This window comes from Undibacterium cyanobacteriorum, assembly GCF_031326225.1.
Classification (GTDB): Bacteria; Pseudomonadota; Gammaproteobacteria; order Burkholderiales; family Burkholderiaceae_D; genus Undibacterium; species Undibacterium cyanobacteriorum.
Genome location: NZ_CP133720.1, coordinates 608,887 through 628,252 on the forward strand (window position 1 = coordinate 608,887; position 19,366 = coordinate 628,252).

Sequence of the window (19,366 nt, forward strand, 5' to 3'; positions counted from 1 at the left end):
AAAAAAGCAGCTGGCGTGAAAGGAATACACGGGTAGGTGGTGACTGATGCATACCTACCCGCCTATCAGATGCAAGCCTTTTAGGCCTTTCTGAGATAGCAGGCTTTCAGCATGAAACTACCTGCATCGGTCTTGCAATCCACCTCATGGTCACCACTCACAATACGGATGCTCTTGACTTTGGTACCTTGTTTTAAGGTGGTTGAAGATCCTTTCACCTTGAGATCCTTAATGATGACGACCGCATCGCCGTCCTGAAGTACATTGCCGTTGGAGTCTTTGACGATACGTTCGTCGTTTTCTTCCGCCGCCGCTTGCATAGGCCATTCATGGCCACAATCAGCGCAAACGAAATTTTCGGAATCAGGATAAGTATTTTCTTGGCCGCATACTGGGCAGGCAGGAATAGAGTTGGACATGATGCAATTTCGAAGATGTAGAACAGGGGCGCTAGTATAGTTCATTTAATGATAAAACCCTAGAAAATGTAGGGATATCGCCGGCATCATGTGAAGATTCACTCATCGACACTTGTTTTGAACGTAAAAAAACAGGCCATGGTGTTGTGCACCATGACCTGCTTTCTTGACATCTCTAGTATGGAAACAAGTATTTGAATAGATACCTGATTGCGCTTTTGAGAGTCAGTTTTGTGAATTACAAAGTTTAGTTCACAGTCGCCTTCACAGTAAGACCGGTGTAAGCGCTGTAGCCATATACGCCGAGATAGTAGCGACCGGCGCTAGGTGCGTTTACTGTGCAAGTTTCTACGGAGGTGGAACCGTCGGATTTGCACTTATAGGCCGTGGTTGTAGGTTTCGTGGTGAGTTGGGAGAACAGATCCGCGTCGCCATTGCTGCCATTGATCGAGAACACAACACTGGTTTTGCCAGTCGGCACATCAATGGCGTAGTAGTTCCAACTACCCGCTGCGCCACTTTGATTGGCCAGGCCGACACCGCTCGTGAGTACCACTTCAACTGGAGGTGTCGCGCCAACTAATGTCCCGCTCATGGCGTAATAACCTAAAGATGAGTAGTTAGAGAACCCGTTTTTAGGCGTGCCTTCTGCACCACCCGTGATCACCAAACGGTAGTTGCCCGCTGGCAGATTCAAGGCCACGAATTCGGCCGAGCGGTTGACGGACTTATTACTACTCGCCACCACCGTGTTGGCGGAGTTATAGATTTTCGCATCGACATCGAGCATACCGAAATATTCGATCGGGTCAATTTTGAGATCCAGTTTGCCATTGCCTGTGACTGTGAAAGTGAAGGCGTCGGTATCACCGGTTTTTTCGATTTGGCCGAAGTTATCTTTAGGACCAATCACACCCGTATTGTTGATCACGAGGGCTTTTCCACTCGCGTTGTCATCGGTCACGTAAGGGACACTCTCGTTGACGTTCATGATCCGTAGATCGTCTTCGAAATTGGTCGCGGTGTTGTACTCGCCTTTGCTCCATGTCCAGAGGCTTGCTCCCCAATTGGCACCCATCCAATAGTTACCCATGATAGGCCCCCATTGATAAGCCGCGATACCTTCGAAATATTCGCCGCCCGTGCCGCCATGGTCATGCGACATGCCCATCTGGTGGCCGACCTCATGTGCTGCGGTCATACCGATACCGTAGCCGTAGTCAAAACCTGAGGAGGGGTTGCGGTACAGCGTGCCTGCTGATGTTGTGCCGAAAGACGATAGTGGCGCGAAGGAGCGCCCATCTTGATTGACGAAATTAATCACGCCCGTGCGCAAGATGTTGGCCGATTTCGCTGCATTGTAGACTGCAGCGTTGGTCGTAATATTGATGTTGTACATCGAGTACTGACTCGCCACCACTTGCCAGGCGCGATACATGTTTTCTTTGGTGACGCCGTTGAGTGGTGTGGAACCACTCATGACAGCAGTGGTGTTCAAATAGAAAACCCATGGACTACCAGGTTTGCTTTCGAGCTTAGTCACATCTTCATTGTTGTATGGGCCGATGTGGGGTGCCTGACGTTGTGCAAAGGCGCTATACACTGGGTGAATCGCACTGGTGATGGTGGCAGTTGCGGCATTGGTCGCGCTGATCCATTTCGCATCATAGTCAGGAACGACTTTTGAAATGGGCACCTCCACCATGGACACGATGCCGTTCGCATCGGTGCTGTATTCGAATGCACGTTTGCTATCGTGTTTGATCATGTAGCCGCGCAAAGATTTATTTGTTCCTTTGAGGAAGAAAGTCGAATTATTGCTGTCTGCGGCACGACCAGTAATCGAAACTTGCCCATCTTTGTTATGGACGTGGCTGACGATAGTTTCTAGGCCATTTGTATTGGCCACTGAGCGAGCCATCGGATTGATGGACTGCTGATTGCTTAAGCTGTTGATCACTGCGTCGACGGTGCCGATCTGTTTGGGTGTGCTGGCAATGCTTTGTGCTTGTGCCACGCTGGAAATTCCCGCTAGGGCCATGAGTACCATCAAACTCCTGTTACGAATGCCCTGTGCTTTGTGATGCAAATAGTTTTCTTTCATGCTTGCCTCCGATATTGTCCTTTGATTTTTATGAGATCACTGAACACGCCGAAATAATATTAAAAAACTATTTTTTCGAACGTGAGCGTCAAGTAAATCACAGAACCACGGCTTCAAATATTCGCTAAATATATGAGGAGAGTCGAGGATGTATAGATAATTTGGCTTCTTTTTAGTGAAATTTGTATTTATTTTTAGTTCTGTATATTTTCGACACCTCAAGTCGAATCCCGACAACAATCCGATGTTTTTGTTTACTTTTAGTAAATATACTTATTTCTTTTTGTGCTGTTGTTCGTTTGTATATTTTTGAAGTTTGGTCGTGCGGAACTCCATGGTGTTCGGAAAACGGACAACCTAGTGTTCGGAAATGAACAACTTTGGGGTGCAAGTGGCTGAATAAGCGTCGAAAGTGAGATGGCATGAACTTTGCATTTTGTGCTGATAGTTGAGATGAGTGAAGAGCGACAGACGTAGCCGATGCATTAGATGCCGGCCAAGCTGGCCAGAAAATTTGAAGAAGACAGGTTGAAAGATGGATCAAACAAACACCGCAACGCCGATCACTGGTGCCGCAATGGACAAAGCAGTACCCAAGAACACGAAGCAAAAGTTCATCCGAATAGGCGCTTACGCCGTACTGGCGAGCTTGGTTGCCGTGGGGATCTGGAGCTTACTACCGAAAGGTATGCAGGTTCAATCGAGCGACCTGCGCATTCAAAGTGTTGAACAAGGGACCTTCTTGGACGAGATTGCAGTGCGTGCCAATGCGCAGCCGCTCAACTCGGTGATCCTCGACTCCGTTGAATCCGGCCGCGTTGAGGAAGTATTTGTGCAAGATGGCACGATGGTTAAAAAGGGACAGCTTTTATTCCGTCTGTCCAACCCTCAACGTAATCTGGATCTCTTGCAGCGTAAAGGTGAGCACACGCAACAGATCTCGAATATGGCCAATCTGCGGGTCGGCTTTCAAGCGGCAGCGACAGATCATCAGCGTCGGCTTTCATCACTGGAGTTCGAGTTGGGGCAATTGAAGAAGAAGCATGAGCGTAACAAGCGCTTAGCTGAGCAAGGTTTCATTTCGCAAGCCGCATTGGAAGAATCACAGGATGCACTTGATCGCCAACAATTCGCTGTCAATGAAGAGAAGCAGGCGCAAGCCAATGAAGAGAACGTTCGTAAAGTCGCCTTGGAACAGATGGAGACCGGTATCAATGGTTTGCAAGCAGGCCTGAAGTTGGTGACTTCAAACCTGGAGGCACTCGCGGTGCGGGCTCCGATTGACGGCAAACTGACGGATTTTCAGTTGCAAGTTGGCGAATCGGTGGCAACCGGCAAGCGACTTGGTCGCATTGACGATCCCAAAGTCTTCAAGTTGGTCGCCCCGATTGATGAATTTTATTTGAGTCGAATTTCTCCCGGATATCGCGGTACCGCGCGTGTTGGTGATAACACATACGCCGTCGAAGTGATGAATGTGTTTCCGCAAATTAAAGAGGGGCGCTTTACGGCGGAGTTGAAGTTCATCGATAAGCATCCAGAGAAAATGAATCCTGGTCAAAGTTTCGACGTCAACGTCACGCTCGGTGATCCGAGTCCAGGTTTGATATTGCCGATGGGCGCCTATATCAACGATACCGGTGGAACAGCCGTATTTGTCGTGAGCAAAGACGGCAAGACTGCTGAACGTCGCACCATTCAATTAGGGCATCGCAGTAATCGCCAAGTACAAGTCTTGAGTGGCTTGAGTGCCGGCGAGAAGGTGATCGTCTCAAGTTATGTGAGCTATCAATCCACGCAACGCCTACAAATCAATCAAAAGTAAACATTTGAATTAACTCAGTAGATCGCCATCAATCTGAACGCGGTCTCCCATTTTTTGCAAGGAATCAGCATGATCAAACTTATCGGAGTGAGTAAAACCCATATTACAGGTGAAGTCCAAACGACCGCCCTGGATCAAATTAATTTAGAAATTGAATCGGGAGAATATGTGGCCATCACGGGGCCTTCTGGCTGTGGTAAGTCCACCTTATTAGGTTTGATTGGTTTGCTTGATGTTCCCAATCAAGGGGAGTACTGGTTTGATGGAAAGAATGTGGCTGGCTATAGCGAAGCTCAACTCAATCAACTTCGTCGAGGACGCATAGGCTTCATTTTTCAAAGCTTCAATTTGATTGAAGAATTGTCGGTTTTTGAGAACGTTGAGCTAGCGCTGGAATACACCGATACACCAAGCAAGGATCGTAAAGAGCGCGTCGCCGCCATGCTCAACAAATTAGGATTGAGCCATCGTGCGAATCACAGACCGTCGCAGCTTTCCGGTGGTCAGCAACAAAGGGTGGCGATTGCACGCGCACTGGTTGCCAATCCGGCGATTCTATTAGCGGATGAACCGACTGGTAATTTGGATACGGCACATGGTGATGAAGTAATGCGATTGCTGCGTCAAATTAATGCAGAAGGCACGACCGTGGTGATGGTGACACACTCACCAGCCCATGCCGCACAAGCGTCTCGCACACTACATTTGTTGGATGGTCGTATTGTGGTCGACGCTTTGCGCGCGGCTTAAAAAGGAGTTCAACATAATGAATTTTCGTGATTTTAAAATTGGTTGGCGTTTGCTCATCAAAGAGCCGAGTTATTCAGCCATTGTCATTCTCGGTCTATCGATTGGCTTCGCGGTTTGCTTTCTGTTGCTGGGCTTGGTTCGCTATCAAACTAATTTTGATACGCATGTGCCGGATGTGGATCAAGTGTATTACGCCAACGAAAAATGGCACATGGAAGGTTTCAATAACTGGAATGGTGCGATTCCTTTCAAAGGGCGTGAAGCACTGGTTAATAGTGGCTTGCCGCTGATCGCCTCGGTATATTCGCCGCGCCCAGTGGATGTCCGTTATGGAGAGCGAGTACAGTCAATCGAATTGAGTTTGGTTGATTTGGATTTCAAAAAAATCTTCGGCATTAAAGCCATCAGTGGCGATCTCGATGCCGCGATTAAGCGTCCCGATGCCATCGCATTGACCGAGAAAACTGCGGTAAAACTGTTTGGCAATATTGATGTAGTTGGCAAGACCGTCTTAATCGACGGTAAGACTTACACAGTCACGGCACTGTTACCGAATCAACCAAGCAATACGGCTGCGCCATTTCAAGCTTTGGGCGGCATTAATAGCGCAACCTGGGAAGATGGATGGCGCCGTAATGCGATTGAAAATTGGGGCTCGACCAATGGCATGGTATTCATGCGATTTACCGGCAATACCACCATCAATGCGGCGGAAAAGGCAATCTATGATGGCCTTAAGCAGAGTAAATTTTACGATCAGTATGTGAAGCCACGTCTGAAAGATTTAAATGGCGGCGAACTGATTGAATATAAAATCAAAAAGCTACGTGAATTGAATCTTGACCCAAACATGAATTCAGCTCAGCTTAACGATCCAAAGATATTAATCGGTTTAAGTGCTATCGCGATATTGATCTTGATGCTGGCGATGACTAATTATTTGAATTTGGCGACGGTACGGTCAGTACGACGTCAACGTGAAATTGCCATGCGCAAAGTGTTAGGTGCCAGTGCGGGACGAGTATTGCGCCAGTTTCTGAGCGAGTCCATTTTGGTGTGCGTGCTTGCGGCTGCATTGGGACTGTTATTGGCGTGGTTGATACTGCCAACCTTCATGGATATGGTGAACTTAAAGCTAGATAATATTTTTAATGCTTGGTCTATCACCCTATGTTTCTTATCAAGCGTGCTGTTGGGAATGTTGTCCGGCGTTTATCCTGCTTGGACCGCATTGAAAGTCTTGCCGACAGCGGCTTTGGCTGGTCGCGGCAATGCAGAAACCGCGAGTGGTTTGCAAGTGCGCCGCATTCTCACCATCGCGCAGTTTGCGACGGCCATGGGGCTATCAGCCTTAGCGATCGCTGTGACATGGCAAACCAAATTTCTTACTCAGCTCAGTCCCGGTTTTGATGCGCAACAACTGGTTGTGGTGGATGCGCCAGCGGGTCTGAAAGATAGTACTGGCCGTGCTTTTTACGATGCGCTAAAGAGAATTCCTGGCGTGACCAAAGTGACAGTTGCCAACGAAGGGCCGCGTAGCCTTCACAATGCGGATGAAGTGGCATTAGAAGGTAAACCTAAAGTGAGTTTGCGCTGGCTACTTGTGAATCCCGCCTACTTTGAAACATTGGGCATGACAGCAAAGGCTGGTCGATTGTTTGACTCAGCACTTGATCAATTGGAGCACAGTCCTGGTATCGTACTTAACGAAAGCGCAGTGAAGAAATTAGGATTTTCTAGTAATGAAGAAGCGATCGGCAAAGTCGTCAACCAGCGCGGCGCAACGCTTCCTGTTATCGGAGTGGTTGCGGACATTCGCAATGCTGACCCGCGCCAGCCGGATCAGGCGACCTATTATGGGTTTGGAAATTGGGGCTCGACTTTTACAATTCGAACCGAATCCAATAAAGATCAATTACAAACCGCAATTGAAAGTATGTGGAGTCGGTACTTCCCGAACGCGATGATACGCATGCGCACGATGGAGGCGGACTTTGCAGATCAAAACGCAGCAGACTTGCGCATCGCGCACTTACTGACCGGTGCCAGTTTTATCACCATCGCAATCGCGGCATTTGGTATCTATGTATTGGCGGCTTATAGCGTGCAAAGACGCACGAAAGAAATCGTATTGAGGAAACTTTATGGTGCCAATAATTCGGCGATTGCCAAGTTGTTAGCTAAAGAATTTTTCATTTTGATTGGCATTGGGGCGCTGATCGGCTTGCCGATTGCCTATTGGAGAATCCAAGATTACTTATCAGGCTTTCTGGAACGTGCTCCGATCGGTGTGAATACAATTGTAGGAGCATTATTGGTGGGCATCGTAGTGGCAGTCTTGTCGACGCTACGTCACACCTTTAGCGCAGTCCGGATTGCGCCAGTGCAGGTATTGCGTGACTAATTAAGTAGTTAGTTGTGTCGTCCTGCCAAAGAACGTGGATGGTCGTCCACGTTCTTTGGGTTTGACTAACCTTAGCTATATTCGGCTGCTGAGGTGCGAGGTTTTTGTTTTGAGAGAAGAATCAATATGGCGTTTCAAGAAATCGCAGATCATACAAAGAATGTGATTGATATCGTGGCTGATAGCGAGCATGATAAGTGGCATAAAGTAAAAGAAATTGGATTGGAAATCGCGATTATTGTGTTCGCGGTGAGTCTTAGTATTTGGTTTCATAGCATTGGTGAACATCGTCACGAACAGCAGCAAGTACGCTCGTTTTTGCTCGGCTTGAAGCGGGACCTTCGCGCTGACATTAATCAGCTCTACATCATCCAAAATCAAGATCAGACCTTGGAAGAGAAGTATCGTTATCTGGCGCAGTTGCCGAGCACGAAGCAGACCGATGAGACCATTTTCGATCAAGCCTTCGCGATGATAGGTAAGAAGACCTTGTTCAATCCACAAAATAGTCGCTACGAAGGTTTTACTTCGAGTGGTAAGTTGATCACGATTGAGAATAATATCCTGCTCGAACGTGTCACTAAGCTTTATCAAAGTTATTTGCCTCAAGTAAAGCAAGCGGAAATAGAGTGGATGCAACGCCAGAATCGTCTGCAGGACTTTGTCGAAAATGACTTTAATGGAGACGGTGATTTTAAGCACCATATTGCGCTCATCACGAGCCGCAAGGGGCATCATTTAAGCGAACGCGCTATCGATCGCGCCGAACTGCTGGAGCAATATCGGCAGTACATCGAGCTGGGAACTCAAATCATTAAGGATATCGATCAAACCTATCCTGGTAACGAAAAGTCGAGTTTTTTTTCGCAAGAGAAGTGATGCAAGCTGGCGCCCGGTATTTTGGCCTGCGGCGAAACGTCTTACAGGCTAATAATGAATAGGGCGCCACCTTGCAGGCGTTGTGCATAACGCACCGTGCCGCCATTGCCCTGTATAAGTTGTCTTACTAAGGCCAGCCCGATGCCGCTGCCACGTTCTTTGGTCGAGAAAAAGGGTGTGAAAATTTGCGGGATCAGGTCTTCCGGAACGCCAGGTCCGTTATCACTGATTTCAATGCGCAGTCGGTTGCCACGCGTGAGCTTGGCATGAATTTGAAGTTCTGGATGTTCGCTCTGAGCCGTTGCTTCTTCCGCGTTTTTGATCAAGTTAATGAACGCCTGTTCGAGCTGATTCGGGTCGAATACTGCACACAAATTGGAGGGCTCACAGGTGATGATAATACGGCCATTGCGTTGATGCCATTGATGATTGCTGAGTGCAGCCAAACGGTTGAGAAAGTCATGGATGGGTACCTGCTCAGGCTTGGGCGTTGGCACATTGGAGAGGCTGCGATAGCTACTCACAAATTCGACCAAGCCTCGCGCGCGTCGATGGATGGCGTCAAGCGCCGTGTGAAGATCGTCGAAGTCTGGTGTTTGTAACTGAGTCTTGCAATCGCTCAATAAGTCTTGTGCTGTGCGCGAGAGTGAAGTAACAGGCGTTAAGGAATTCATGATTTCATGCGTTAACACATGAATTAACTTCAGCCAGGCGTTTTGCGCCTCGAGTTGCAATTCGCTTTCCACTGGCATCAAAGCCACCATGGTCTGCTGTTCGCCGTGCAGATAGATGTCGCTGGAAGCGAGCAAGGCGCGCTCTAAGCCTTGTTCGGTTTCGAATAAAATCATCGCGCGCTTGCCAGAGGTGTTGCTGCGAATTTGTTCGAACAGCTGTTCGGTATTGCTACTCCGCCCAGGGGCTAAAATTCGGCGGGCATTCCCATTGAGGGGGCGAATCTCGGGTTGATCAGTGCGCACTGCAAATAAGGCGATCGGAGCGTGCTCGACACGACTTTCCAACTCAAGGAACTTGGTGTTGGCATCGATTTCGCCAAGACTTGCTAGCGGCACTGCTTCAGGAATAATGACGATCTTGCGTGCTTTGATGCCTTTGAGCCAAACCAATAAAATGATGAATCCAAGGGTCAGCAACAAAGCCGCAGCGACCATCATGCGCTTGGATTCGATGAATTGACCTACGAGCGCAGCTGTGCCTAAGGACGTTGCGCTCAGTAAGAGAGCGATCCCGACAATCAAAGGCAAGTTCGGAATCACATTCTGTGTTTTGTATTGCTCAGATTCCATGCTTCTCCAACTTTCGGTACAAGGCTGCGCGACTCAAGCCAAGTAGTTTAGCTGCCTGACTAATATTGCCATTGGCTTCGGCAATCGCGTTGCTGATGGTCTCTTTTTCTAATTCTGAGAGTTTGAATTGATCGGTGTTTTGTCCGACACTTGGATTTGTCAAAGGCGAGCTTGCGGTTTGTGCTTGCACGACTGGAGTATTGGCTGACAAGTTTTCGTGGGGCGCACTGATCGTTGCAGGCGAGTGCGTATTGCCGTTGTGCGATATCGAAGATAAACCAAAATCTTCGAATAAGTATTCGCTACCTTGCGCTAAAATCGCCGCACGTTCGCAGGCATGCTTCAAGGACCGCACATTGCCGGGCCACTGGAATTCTCTTAACTGGGTCAATGCAGTGAGCGCGATTGGCTTGGCGCTTCGTTGATATTGTTGCTCATATTGACGCAGGTAATGTTCGATCAGTTCGGGAATATCTTCACTACGCTCACGTAAGGCTGGTACACGCAAGACTATGGTATTCAGACGGAACAAAAGGTCGGTACGGAAGACGGTTGGTGTGAATAAACTGACCTCGGAAAGATTGGTCGCGCTGACGATGCGTACATCAATTTTTTCGGGTTTGTCGGCACCGACTGGCGTTACTTCACGGCGCTCTAGTGCGGTCAATAATTTAGCTTGACCACCCATCGCAAGATTACCGATTTCATCAAGAAATAAGACACCACCACTCGCTGCTTGAAAGCGCCCTTGGCGGTCGTTTTTTGCATCGGTAAAAGCGCCTTTGCGATGACCAAACATTTCACTTTCAAAAGTGGATTCGGGGACGGTGCCCATATCGACGGCGAGGAAGCTAGCGTGCTTACGCGGAGAACACGCATGAATCGCGCGCGCGACGAGCTCTTTACCGACGCCGTTTTCACCCAGGATCAACACATTCGCTTCGGTTGGTGCAACGTGGTGAATCATGGCCCGCAATTCTTGCATCGCCCGCGATTGTCCCATCAACATACTCAAGGCATCGGCTTGCTCTGCTTTGAGTTTTTGTCGGCGCGCTAGGGCGGTTTCGATGGTGCTCAGTAATTTTGCGTTTTCCCAGGGTTTGGTAATGAAATCACTGGCGCCGCGTTTTAAGGCTTCGACTGCTAATGGCACATCGGCATAAGCAGTGATGGCGATTACAGCTGGAGCGGGGTTTTGCTGGCGCAGTAGGTCTAACATCGCTAAGCCTTCCGCTCCATCGGTGCGCCCCGCTGTGAAATTAAAGTCGAGCAAGACGACATCAGGCAAGTGCTGTTTGAGATGACTTGCGACACGACTCACTTGGCTAATCACTTGAATATCATCATAGCGTCGACGTAGCAACATTTGCGCTGCGACGGCGACGTCGGGATCATCGTCGATAATCAGAATACGGGCTGACTGAGAAGCTGAATTGACCATAGAGTGCGCGAGTATGTGGAAAATTGCACAAAGGCTCATTCTATCCTTGGCGTAACCGCCTATCAAGGAAAGTGGTAAAAAACAGAGTCAGCAATCGCCAATGGATACTGAGACCGATTGCGGTGGTGTTCGGATACGGACATAGCAATCTCATGTGTCCAGAATCGCTCATCTTCGTTCTAATGCGATCGCTCGGATAGAAATCTAAAAAACACTCTCGGTTGCAGTGTAGATCTTCACTAATCTCGTTGAATGAATACGACTAAAAGCAGGGGGTATGGAACTTGCTTCTCTTATTATGATTAAAGGAGGAATCATGAAATCGAACCCTAGGAACTTATCGACAAGCTTATCGTCGATCGAGAACGTCAAATCATCATTGAAGAAGAGGAAAAGTCGCTGGCGCTTTATTAAACTCGCCAGCTTAGTATTTGTTGTGTGGTATTGCTGTGCGTTGTAGACGGTAATGTTGGTTATCAGTTTCTATCTTGTTCAGCGCTGATTATTTTTTGCAAGCTACCATTTTTGCGACCTGTCAAAATGGCTTGGTTGATCCGTTGTATGAGGCTTTGGTCTTGTGTTTTAGCGAGACCGATATGAATGCTGGTGGTGGTAATCGTTTGCGGTAAGACACAAAATAGCGGTTTTCCTTGCAACTTGGTATGGGCGAAGGCTGGTGGTGTGTAAAGACGATTCAGTTCTTCGCTTAGTCTCTCTGGTGTGCTATTGGCCTTGTAAAACACGAGAGCATCCATGCGTTTTTGTGCGAGTTTGGTGAAGCGACCTTGTGTGGCGCCAGTGTCATCCTCGACACGAAACAGCTTGTTGGCCTGCGCATCAAATTCTTCTCCCGAACTGGCACCACGTACTACGCCTATGGTTTTACCCTTGAGATCTTCGAGCGTCCTGAACGGAAAGGTGGCGTCACAACGACTCACCAACCACACCCCATCTTCGTACAAGGTTTCAGAAAAATTGAGTACCTTGAGTCGTGCTTTGGTTTTCGATACACCAAAGATCAAACCTTCGCCGACCATCGCTCGATCCAAGGCGCGCTTCCACGGTTGACGTCGCAATTCGAATTGAATATCGAGCTGGCTTTCAAGAAATTTCAGAACAGCGCGGGTCTCTGGCGGCAATGGACTAGGGCTCAGATCATCGCCGATTTCTTCACTGACCATCAGCGGAATTTTGGGTACTGACGGTGTTGCCATCTTTGACGCAACGATTTGCTGTGCTACACCTAGTGTGCTGATTGACAGCGTGATGGCGAATGCCGCCAGCACACACTTCGCTGCAGCCGAGATGCGAACCGTAGTGAAAATAGAATGGTCAGAGAGCGGTAGTTGGTAAAACATGGTAGCAATATTTCATTGATACAAAAAACGTGAGGTCACCAACTTCAATGATGTAGATAGCTTGCTATAGCTGAATAGAAAGCACAACAGCACGCAGTGAAATTTATATGAGAAAACCGCGCTTACAAAAAGAAAACAACAGCTTAGTCTCCCAAGCTGTTGTCTAAATTGCAGAAACGGATTTTTTAGAACGAGCGTGCTGGTAATAAGCGTCCTTCGACAGCGCCAAAACCAATTCGTACTGCGCCATCTTTTTGCGCCCAGCCACGCATGATGATGCTATCGCCGTCTTCCATAAAGACGCGTTGCTCGCCATTGCTGAACACGATCGGTTTCTTGCCGCCTTCGGTCAGTTCCAACAAGGAGCCTGCTTCCTCTGGGCGTGGTCCTGATTGAGTGCCTGAGCCAAGGAAATCACCCGCTTGCAAGTTGCATCCGTTGACCGTGTGATGTGCCACCATTTGCGATACCGTCCAATACGAGTGACGGAAATTGGAGAGCGATAAACGTTGAGGAGCGGTGCCCTCAGCACGCATTTTCTCGGTTTGCAGTAAGACTTCCAATTCGATATCGAACGCACCTTGTTCGCGCAAGTCAGGGTAATCCAAGTACGGCAATGGTTGAGGATCAGCCGCATCGCGCGTCCATTGTGTACGGAACGGTGCCAAGGCTTCCATGGTGACGACCCATGGAGAAATGGTCGATGCAAAATTCTTAGCGAGGAATGGGCCGAGTGGTTGATATTCCCAACCTTGTACGTCACGCGCAGACCAATCGTTTAACAAGCACAAACCAAAGACATGTTGTTCGGCTTGATCGACCGCAATCGCATCACCGAGTGCATTGCCTTGGCCGATGAACATGCCAACTTCGCATTCGTAGTCCATCCGTTTGGCAGGGCCGAAATTGGGCGCTGTGGCATTGGGAGGCATGGTTTGGCCGACGGGACGACGGAACTGTTGGCCAGATACGCCGATCGAGGACGAACGACCATGGTAGCCAATCGGCACCCACTTGTAATTCGGCAGCAATGGATTATCAGGACGGAATAATTTGCCGACTGAAGTGGCGTGATGAATCGACGTGTAGAAGTCAGTGTAGTCACCGATTTGTGCAGGTAAAGCGTATTCGGCTTCGCTTTGTGCGATCAATGCGCCGACTAATTTTTCTTGGGCGGTCGCACCTTCACGCAAGGCTTTCGACAATGCCAAACGGACTTGCGAAGCGACGCCATTCCCTAAGTTCATCAAGGCGTTCAAGCTCGATGCTGCTAGTGCATTGGCCAAGGCTGAGTTGGTCACTTCGGCGAAAATGCCTGCTTGTTGGGCCAGATGCAGATCAAGAATTTGATCGCCAATGGCAACGCCGATGCGGAAATGCTCGTGACTACCTGCACGGCGGAACACACCGAAAGGCAAGTTTTGGATAGGAAAATCAGTCTGACCATCGTTGGCCGACGCGACCCAACTTTTCAAGTGTGGTGCATGGGTTTCATTTAGTTGTACTGTCATGGTGTGCTTTCACAAAAAATCATATGGTTCGCGATGTGCTTGATCACGTTCTGATCAAAGCTGCTCATGGCGAACGGTGTATTCTGGCTGAGTAAGTACTGCCTACTTATTTCTGATTCGGATTGAAATTCTTCTTAATCCCTTGCCAGCATTGGTAGTAATCAGGCTGCAATTGTGGTGAATTCATCGCCGCACGGGTTGGTTTGATGATGGTGCAGGTTTCGATCATGAAGGCCATGGTGTTGTCGACTTTTTGCGGCGTGCTGGTATCGATCGTGCTGGCTTTTTCATAGGTCGGTGCATCAGGGCCGTGGCCGCTCATGCAGTTGTGCAAACTAGCACCACCAGGACGGAAGCCTGCTGATTTCGCATCGTATTGACCGTGAATCAAACCCATAAATTCACTCGCAATATTGCGATGGAACCATGGTGGGCGGAAAGTGTTTTCTGCAGCGAGCCAACGCGGTGGGAAGATCACGAAATCGATGGTATCTACGCCCGGTGTATTGCTTGGTGATTGCAAGACCAAGAAGATCGATGGATCAGGGTGATCATAGCTGATCGAACCTATCGTATTGTAGTGACGCAGATCGTATTTGTACGGTGCCATATTGCCGTGCCATGCCACCACATCCAAAGGCGAGTGACCGATTTTTGCACTCCACAAATTGCCGCTGAATTTGGCGACTAATTGGAAGTCTCCTTCGCGATCTTCGTACCATGCGCAAGGCGTTAAGAAATCACGTGGGTTGGCCAAACCATTCGAACCAATCACCCCCAAATCTGGCAGCTTCAACATCACGCCAAAATTTTCGCAAACATAGCCACGTGCTTCGCCATCGGGCAAGCTTACCTGGAAACGTACGCCGCGTGGAATGACTGCAATTTCATGTGGTTCGATATCGATCAGACCCATCTCTGTTTTGAGATGCAAACGACCTTGTTGAGGAATGATTAGCAGCTCAGCATCGGCGTCGTAGAAAAACTTGTCGATCATGTCTTTGTTGGCCGCATACAAATGGATCGCGCAGCCTGTTTGCGAATCGGCTGAGCCGTTCCCAGCCATAGTCAACCAGCCTTCGATGAAGTCGGTTGGCGCGCTTGGCATCGGTTGTGGATCCCAACGTAATTGATTCGGTGAACTTGACACCGGAGAGAAATCATTCGTCATGTTGCCGTTGTCGATTTGCACGAAGGGTTGATGCATCGCGGCAGGGCGAATTCGATATGTCCATGAGCGACGGTTGGAATGGCGTGGTGCGGTGAACGCTGTACCCGAAATCTGTTCGGCGTACAAACCGTAAGCGCATTGTTGCGGTGAGTTTTGATTCTTCGGTAATGCACCCGGTAAGGCTTCTGTCGCAAATTCGTTGGCGAAGCCGCTCATGTAGAGATTCGTCATAGTGAGTTCCATGTGAAGACAAGCGTGGACCGCAGTGGTCAGTTCTTGGTTTGATGATTTAGCCGCTAATGTAGTGCAATCCTCCTTTTTTTACGATATAAATACTAAAATGTGGAACATTCACAAAATCAATAATGGGGTGGGATTTGATCGAAGCCAAAGACATAGACTTAAATTTGTTGGTTGTCTTTCAAGAAGTATTTCAAGAAAGGCAAATTTCCAGCGTCGCACGTAAGCTCAATCTGTCCCAACCAGCGGTCAGTAATGCTTTGGCACGGCTCCGCAAGACCTTCAACGACGAGCTGTTTGTGCGGACTTCGCTTGGCATGCAACCCACGCCCTTGGCCCAACAATTGGCGGATCCGGTCGCAGCAGCACTGGCAACCATCACCAAAGCATTGAACCAACAAGAGCGCTTTGACGGCCCGAGCAGTGAGCGACGTTTCACGATCGCCATGACCGATGTCGGAGAAATGTATTTCATGCCCACTTTGGTCGAATACTGCCAGCAGCATGCGCCGCAGATTCAAATTGCGACGGTACGGGCGAGTAGCGTTGATTTGATGGCTGAGATGGAAACGGGGCGCATCGATTTAGCATTAGGCGCCTTCGACGAAGTTTCGGGCGCTTTGTATCACCGACGCTTATTTCAACAGGACTACGTTTGTTTGCACCGTCAGCATCATGCTTTATTGCGGGATGAGATCAATCTGAAAGCTTTTTTGAATGCTGAACACTTGATCGTCTCCACCAAGGAGAGTCCCTACGACAAAATTAATTTGGCCTTAGAGAAAGCCGGGATTAGCGCTTCGGCGAATTTTACAGTACCACATTTTTCTGCTGTGCCTTATGTCCTTAGTCATACCGATTTGGTGGCGATTGTCCCTCAAAAACTGGCGGCTACAGCGGCACAACATTTTCGTCTTGCGTACAGCAAAGTCCCCTTAAAATTGCCGCCTTTGCAGACCAACATTTTTTGGCATCGACGTTTTGCTCAGGACGAAGGTAATCAGTGGATGCGTCAATGTTTGGTCGATTTATTTGCGGACATCTAAAGCAGTGGCGTTGCGAAACGCAAGCGCAATGTTATGATCAGCGGCGATGGTCCACTTTCTTTTATTCTCCGTGCATATGAGCGATCAAGAGAAAAATCTGCCTAGTTCGACTGCTCCAATCAATGCCCGCACCGCTGTCAAACCGCTCGCAAAGACAGCGACCTTGCATCCTCTCGAGGCGAAGAAAATCGAAGCGATCAAACATAGGTATTTGCAAGCAAAGCAGATGCCCGAGAACTTCTCAAGATCACATTTGCGTGCGCCAATTTATCGCCTGCCTGCAACCATGGCGTTCATACCATCAGTATTTGTAAGCGTGGCTGCATTGGTGAATGGAAATGCTTGGATGCTGGGGGCAGGATTCATTGCCTTGGTCGGGTCAGGGCTGTGGTTGAGGCAGACGCTCAAGACACAAACAAAGTTGTTGGAAAGTTTGAGCTGGTTCGAAGTTGATGATCTTCAGAAACTGGACGATCTATTGGAAAGGGTCACGCAACAGAGTGATGTGCAACTACAGCAAATGCTGAGCGATATGCGCCAGCTGTTAAGTCGCGTGATCGACTTACAACTGTCGCTTTATCAAGCCGGGCAGAGTCATCGCACCGACCTTGAACGCGAGTTTTATTTGCGGGAATTCATTGGGCGCTATTGGCCGGATACCTTGCATGCTTATCTTCAGGTCTCACCTGAGGCGCGAGATCAAGCGACACAGTTGGATGGCAAGACAGCGCACGAACTTTTGTATTCGCAACTCGCTTTATTGCAGGAAGGTCTCTGCCTCCATCAGCAAGCCTTGCAAGAAGTCACCCAACAGCATGCGATTGAACAACTGATTCAGCAACAGGTTTTCTTGGAAAGTAAGAAGAAACAAAATGGAAGTTGAGCTTGAGCTTGAGCCTGAGCCTGTGCCTGAACCATTAGGGCCACTCAAATTGAGCGATGATTCCACATTCTCGTTGTAAGCAGATCAGTAGCACGACCTGCGCATTTCAAACTGAAACACAATACAAAAATAGAACCTTGTAAACGATAAACAAGAGCCGCCGAACTGAGCAGGCTCTTGTTTCCATGTACATGCAGAGCCGCGTCTTATCCCTTATTCGCTGCCGCGGCGGCACGCTCCATCAGCTCAGCTTCGTGCGCATCACGTACCGTCTTTGCGAGCGTGAACGTTGAGGTGATCAGAAACAGCCAACTCACCACCATGTAACTCTTCTCCCAAACGGGGATATTCATGCGCCACAATCCCCAAGCGGTGAGCGCGAGCGCCGCTGCAAATGCGGACCACACAGTCATGGTCCATGAGTTGGTATCAATTTGACCGTCGCGGTTGTCACGAATCATTTTGGCGACGGTGAAGCTGGCAAATAAACTGAAAAAGAGTCCGAGTGCGACAAAGGCACGGTCGAGTTCTTGGCCAGGTAATTGGAAAACACCAGCGCCAGCAGCGAGTATCGCCAGAATAAATGAAACCCACACTTGAAAGCGCCAACCGTTACTGTCACGTTGCATAATGTATTGCGTTGTCATTGTCTTTCCTTTCTGTAGTACGAAGAAAATGTCTTAGTTCTAGAGTGATTGTTGAAGATGAAATGTGGCACTTCACAGTGCGACTGGACCGGCTGTGTCAGCTAGTTCGCGCTGGTAGCTGACGCGGTTGCGTTCATGTCGATGGCGATCGAGATACACTTCTGCGCGAACCAATTGCTCATTCAATAGCTGATTGTTTTGTCTCATTACATCATTCGCTTTGCTACGGAAATTGTCCATGGCATCCATTGCTTGAAAAGTTTGATCAAACATTTCTTTGAGTTTCTCAATTCCTATCATTGGGTTTTGCGCAAACTGGTTGACGCTCTCGACGTGATGATTCAGTGCTCGTCCCGTGTCAGTAATTAAGTTCTCAATGGTGGCGTTGATGCTTTGTAGGCTTTCCATTACTTTGATTTGATTGCCGGTGGCGCGAGCCACCGTTTGCGCGACGACTAGGGCGCTCATGCCTGTATTGGCGACCCGGCTGCAGCCATTCATTAATTCACGCCCCGTGCGCTTCAAGACATCTAATGCGAGATAGGCATTGGTGCAAACTGATTGTTGCGTCAACATGTCTTGTAGGTTTTGGCGTGCATAGAACAGCACCTCTTGTTCTAAGGCTTGTGCTCGTGCCTTGTCGATCGTTTGAAGCTGATCAAGTTTTTCTTGAAGGCGTGTATCCAGAGTTTTGGCGAAGTGAATTGCCGCGTTCAGTTTTTGCATGGCATCCCATAGCTTCGTCCTTGAACTATCAATGTCAATCACATCACGCTGTAGATCGTCACGCGCTGCGTAGAGTTGTTGCATGCTCTTGTTGAGCTGTGTCGATGCGGATTGGTACTTACGAAAATAGGTGGTGAGCTTACTGCCGTAAGGAATAATTCCCAACCATTTATGTGGCTGTAAGAGATCACCTTCTTTGCCAGGATTGAGCGCATCAAGTTGGCTACGGATGTCTTGAATTGCTTTGAAAGCGGGACCGTCTTCAACGCCCACGAAGTTAGCTTGCATCAGGCGCGATTGCATGAGGCTGGAGGCTATGGCAATTTCTTCGCGGCCCAAAGCAAAAGCACTATCTAACTTCATTTTGAAGTCTTCGCTTTGCAGGTCTTCTTGTAGAAGGGCCTGCATAAAATGTTCAACTTGATCTTCGACGGCAGAACGCAACTGCGGTGCTAGAGGCAAGACCTGTTCGACTTTATCCGTTGTGATGGGTGAGAACGCATCAGGAGCTTGTAATACATCGCTTGCTGGCTGGCTTGTGTTGATGGGTTGAGGCATGTTGTCTATCCTGTAAGAGTCGGTTCTTGTGCTACAAGAAGGTCGCCTGCCTAAAGATGAACGACTACTGAAAGCGACTTGCTTGTGCTGCGCACTTTGC

The 19,366-nt window shown here is 48.7% G+C and carries 15 protein-coding genes; 6 read left to right on the forward strand and 9 right to left on the reverse strand.

What is annotated here, in order from left to right; all coding sequences use genetic code 11:
• Positions 1 to 80: 80 nt before the first annotated feature.
• Together RF679_RS02395 and RF679_RS02400 are read right to left on the reverse strand one after the other, a co-directional pair.
• Complete coding sequence (locus RF679_RS02395; protein ID WP_309482635.1) at positions 81 to 419, reverse strand: zinc ribbon domain-containing protein YjdM; 339 nt, start codon at positions 417 to 419, stop codon at positions 81 to 83.
• Between the two features lie 247 nt (positions 420 to 666).
• Complete coding sequence (locus tag RF679_RS02400; protein ID WP_309482636.1) at positions 667 to 2,523, reverse strand: pre-peptidase C-terminal domain-containing protein; 1,857 nt, start codon at positions 2,521 to 2,523, stop codon at positions 667 to 669.
• A 535-nt stretch (positions 2,524 to 3,058) separates the two neighbouring features.
• Between RF679_RS02400 and RF679_RS02405 the strand changes: the two genes are divergently transcribed.
• The 4 genes from RF679_RS02405 (at position 3,059) to RF679_RS02420 (ending at position 8,381) form a co-directional block, all read left to right on the forward strand.
• Positions 3,059 to 4,348 (forward strand): efflux RND transporter periplasmic adaptor subunit, encoded by a 1,290-nt coding sequence (locus RF679_RS02405; protein WP_309482637.1) that lies wholly within the window; start codon positions 3,059 to 3,061, stop codon positions 4,346 to 4,348.
• Positions 4,349 to 4,417: 69 nt separating this feature from the next.
• A complete protein-coding gene (locus tag RF679_RS02410) occupies positions 4,418 to 5,098 on the forward strand; it encodes an ABC transporter ATP-binding protein (RefSeq protein ID WP_309482638.1) in 681 nt (226 codons plus the stop codon).
• A gap of 16 nt (positions 5,099 to 5,114) precedes the next feature.
• Complete coding sequence (locus tag RF679_RS02415) at positions 5,115 to 7,502, forward strand: ABC transporter permease (protein ID WP_309482639.1); 2,388 nt, start codon at positions 5,115 to 5,117, stop codon at positions 7,500 to 7,502.
• 126 nt (positions 7,503 to 7,628) lie between these two features.
• On the forward strand, positions 7,629 to 8,381 hold the full coding sequence (locus RF679_RS02420) for a DUF6090 family protein (protein ID WP_309482640.1): 753 nt from the start codon (positions 7,629 to 7,631) through the stop codon (positions 8,379 to 8,381).
• Positions 8,382 to 8,422: 41 nt separating this feature from the next.
• On the opposite strand, the gene RF679_RS02425 is transcribed toward RF679_RS02420, so the two are convergent.
• The 5 genes from RF679_RS02425 to hmgA form a co-directional block, all read right to left on the reverse strand.
• Entirely contained in the window at positions 8,423 to 9,685 is a 1,263-nt protein-coding gene (locus tag RF679_RS02425) for a sensor histidine kinase (protein ID WP_309482641.1), read from the reverse strand.
• Positions 9,675 to 11,126, reverse strand: coding sequence for a sigma-54-dependent transcriptional regulator (locus RF679_RS02430; protein ID WP_309482642.1), 1,452 nt, complete (start codon positions 11,124 to 11,126; stop codon positions 9,675 to 9,677). The genes RF679_RS02425 and RF679_RS02430 overlap by 11 nt, the downstream gene beginning before the upstream one ends.
• A gap of 476 nt (positions 11,127 to 11,602) precedes the next feature.
• Positions 11,603 to 12,484 carry a substrate-binding periplasmic protein gene (locus RF679_RS02435; protein WP_309482643.1) on the reverse strand — a complete coding sequence of 294 codons (882 nt, stop codon included), beginning with the start codon at positions 12,482 to 12,484 and terminating at the stop codon, positions 11,603 to 11,605.
• A gap of 185 nt (positions 12,485 to 12,669) precedes the next feature.
• Positions 12,670 to 13,995 carry a fumarylacetoacetase gene (gene fahA, locus RF679_RS02440; protein WP_309482644.1) on the reverse strand — a complete coding sequence of 442 codons (1,326 nt, stop codon included), beginning with the start codon at positions 13,993 to 13,995 and terminating at the stop codon, positions 12,670 to 12,672.
• Positions 13,996 to 14,101: 106 nt separating this feature from the next.
• Positions 14,102 to 15,397 (reverse strand): homogentisate 1,2-dioxygenase, encoded by a 1,296-nt coding sequence (gene hmgA, locus RF679_RS02445; RefSeq protein ID WP_309482645.1) that lies wholly within the window; start codon positions 15,395 to 15,397, stop codon positions 14,102 to 14,104.
• 134 nt (positions 15,398 to 15,531) lie between these two features.
• Here hmgA and RF679_RS02450 point away from each other — a divergent pair, with 134 nt between their 5' ends.
• Positions 15,532 to 16,452 carry a LysR family transcriptional regulator gene (locus tag RF679_RS02450; protein WP_309482646.1) on the forward strand — a complete coding sequence of 307 codons (921 nt, stop codon included), beginning with the start codon at positions 15,532 to 15,534 and terminating at the stop codon, positions 16,450 to 16,452.
• A 46-nt stretch (positions 16,453 to 16,498) separates the two neighbouring features.
• Positions 16,499 to 17,335, forward strand: a complete 837-nt coding sequence (locus RF679_RS02455) for a hypothetical protein (protein WP_309482647.1) — start codon at positions 16,499 to 16,501, stop codon at positions 17,333 to 17,335.
• 206 nt (positions 17,336 to 17,541) lie between these two features.
• Here RF679_RS02455 and RF679_RS02460 read toward each other — a convergent pair whose 3' ends face one another.
• Positions 17,542 to 17,982 (reverse strand): YiaA/YiaB family inner membrane protein, encoded by a 441-nt coding sequence (locus RF679_RS02460; RefSeq protein ID WP_309482648.1) that lies wholly within the window; start codon positions 17,980 to 17,982, stop codon positions 17,542 to 17,544.
• 72 nt (positions 17,983 to 18,054) lie between these two features.
• Complete coding sequence (locus RF679_RS02465; RefSeq protein ID WP_309482649.1) at positions 18,055 to 19,266, reverse strand: toxic anion resistance protein; 1,212 nt, start codon at positions 19,264 to 19,266, stop codon at positions 18,055 to 18,057.
• Positions 19,267 to 19,366: the final 100 nt, after the last annotated feature.

Excerpts from the sequence above, each read along its gene's own strand:
- RF679_RS02410 (WP_309482638.1), top strand. The coding sequence starts at position 4,418 with ATGATCAAACTTATCGGAGTGAGTAAAACCCATATTACAGGTGAAGTC.
- RF679_RS02405 (WP_309482637.1), top strand. The coding sequence starts at position 3,059 with ATGGATCAAACAAACACCGCAACGCCGATCACTGGTGCCGCAATGGAC.
- RF679_RS02450 (WP_309482646.1), top strand. The coding sequence starts at position 15,532 with ATGGGGTGGGATTTGATCGAAGCCAAAGACATAGACTTAAATTTGTTG.
- RF679_RS02435 (WP_309482643.1), bottom strand. The coding sequence starts at position 12,484 with ATGTTTTACCAACTACCGCTCTCTGACCATTCTATTTTCACTACGGTT.
- RF679_RS02425 (WP_309482641.1), bottom strand. The coding sequence starts at position 9,685 with ATGGAATCTGAGCAATACAAAACACAGAATGTGATTCCGAACTTGCCT.
- fahA (WP_309482644.1), bottom strand. The coding sequence starts at position 13,995 with ATGACAGTACAACTAAATGAAACCCATGCACCACACTTGAAAAGTTGG.
- RF679_RS02420 (WP_309482640.1), top strand. The coding sequence starts at position 7,629 with ATGGCGTTTCAAGAAATCGCAGATCATACAAAGAATGTGATTGATATC.
- RF679_RS02400 (WP_309482636.1), bottom strand. The coding sequence starts at position 2,523 with ATGAAAGAAAACTATTTGCATCACAAAGCACAGGGCATTCGTAACAGG.
- hmgA (WP_309482645.1), bottom strand. The coding sequence starts at position 15,397 with ATGACGAATCTCTACATGAGCGGCTTCGCCAACGAATTTGCGACAGAA.
- RF679_RS02395 (WP_309482635.1), bottom strand. The coding sequence starts at position 419 with ATGTCCAACTCTATTCCTGCCTGCCCAGTATGCGGCCAAGAAAATACT.
- RF679_RS02415 (WP_309482639.1), top strand. The coding sequence starts at position 5,115 with ATGAATTTTCGTGATTTTAAAATTGGTTGGCGTTTGCTCATCAAAGAG.
- RF679_RS02460 (WP_309482648.1), bottom strand. The coding sequence starts at position 17,982 with ATGACAACGCAATACATTATGCAACGTGACAGTAACGGTTGGCGCTTT.
- RF679_RS02430 (WP_309482642.1), bottom strand. The coding sequence starts at position 11,126 with ATGGTCAATTCAGCTTCTCAGTCAGCCCGTATTCTGATTATCGACGAT.
- RF679_RS02465 (WP_309482649.1), bottom strand. The coding sequence starts at position 19,266 with ATGCCTCAACCCATCAACACAAGCCAGCCAGCAAGCGATGTATTACAA.
- RF679_RS02455 (WP_309482647.1), top strand. The coding sequence starts at position 16,499 with ATGGTCCACTTTCTTTTATTCTCCGTGCATATGAGCGATCAAGAGAAA.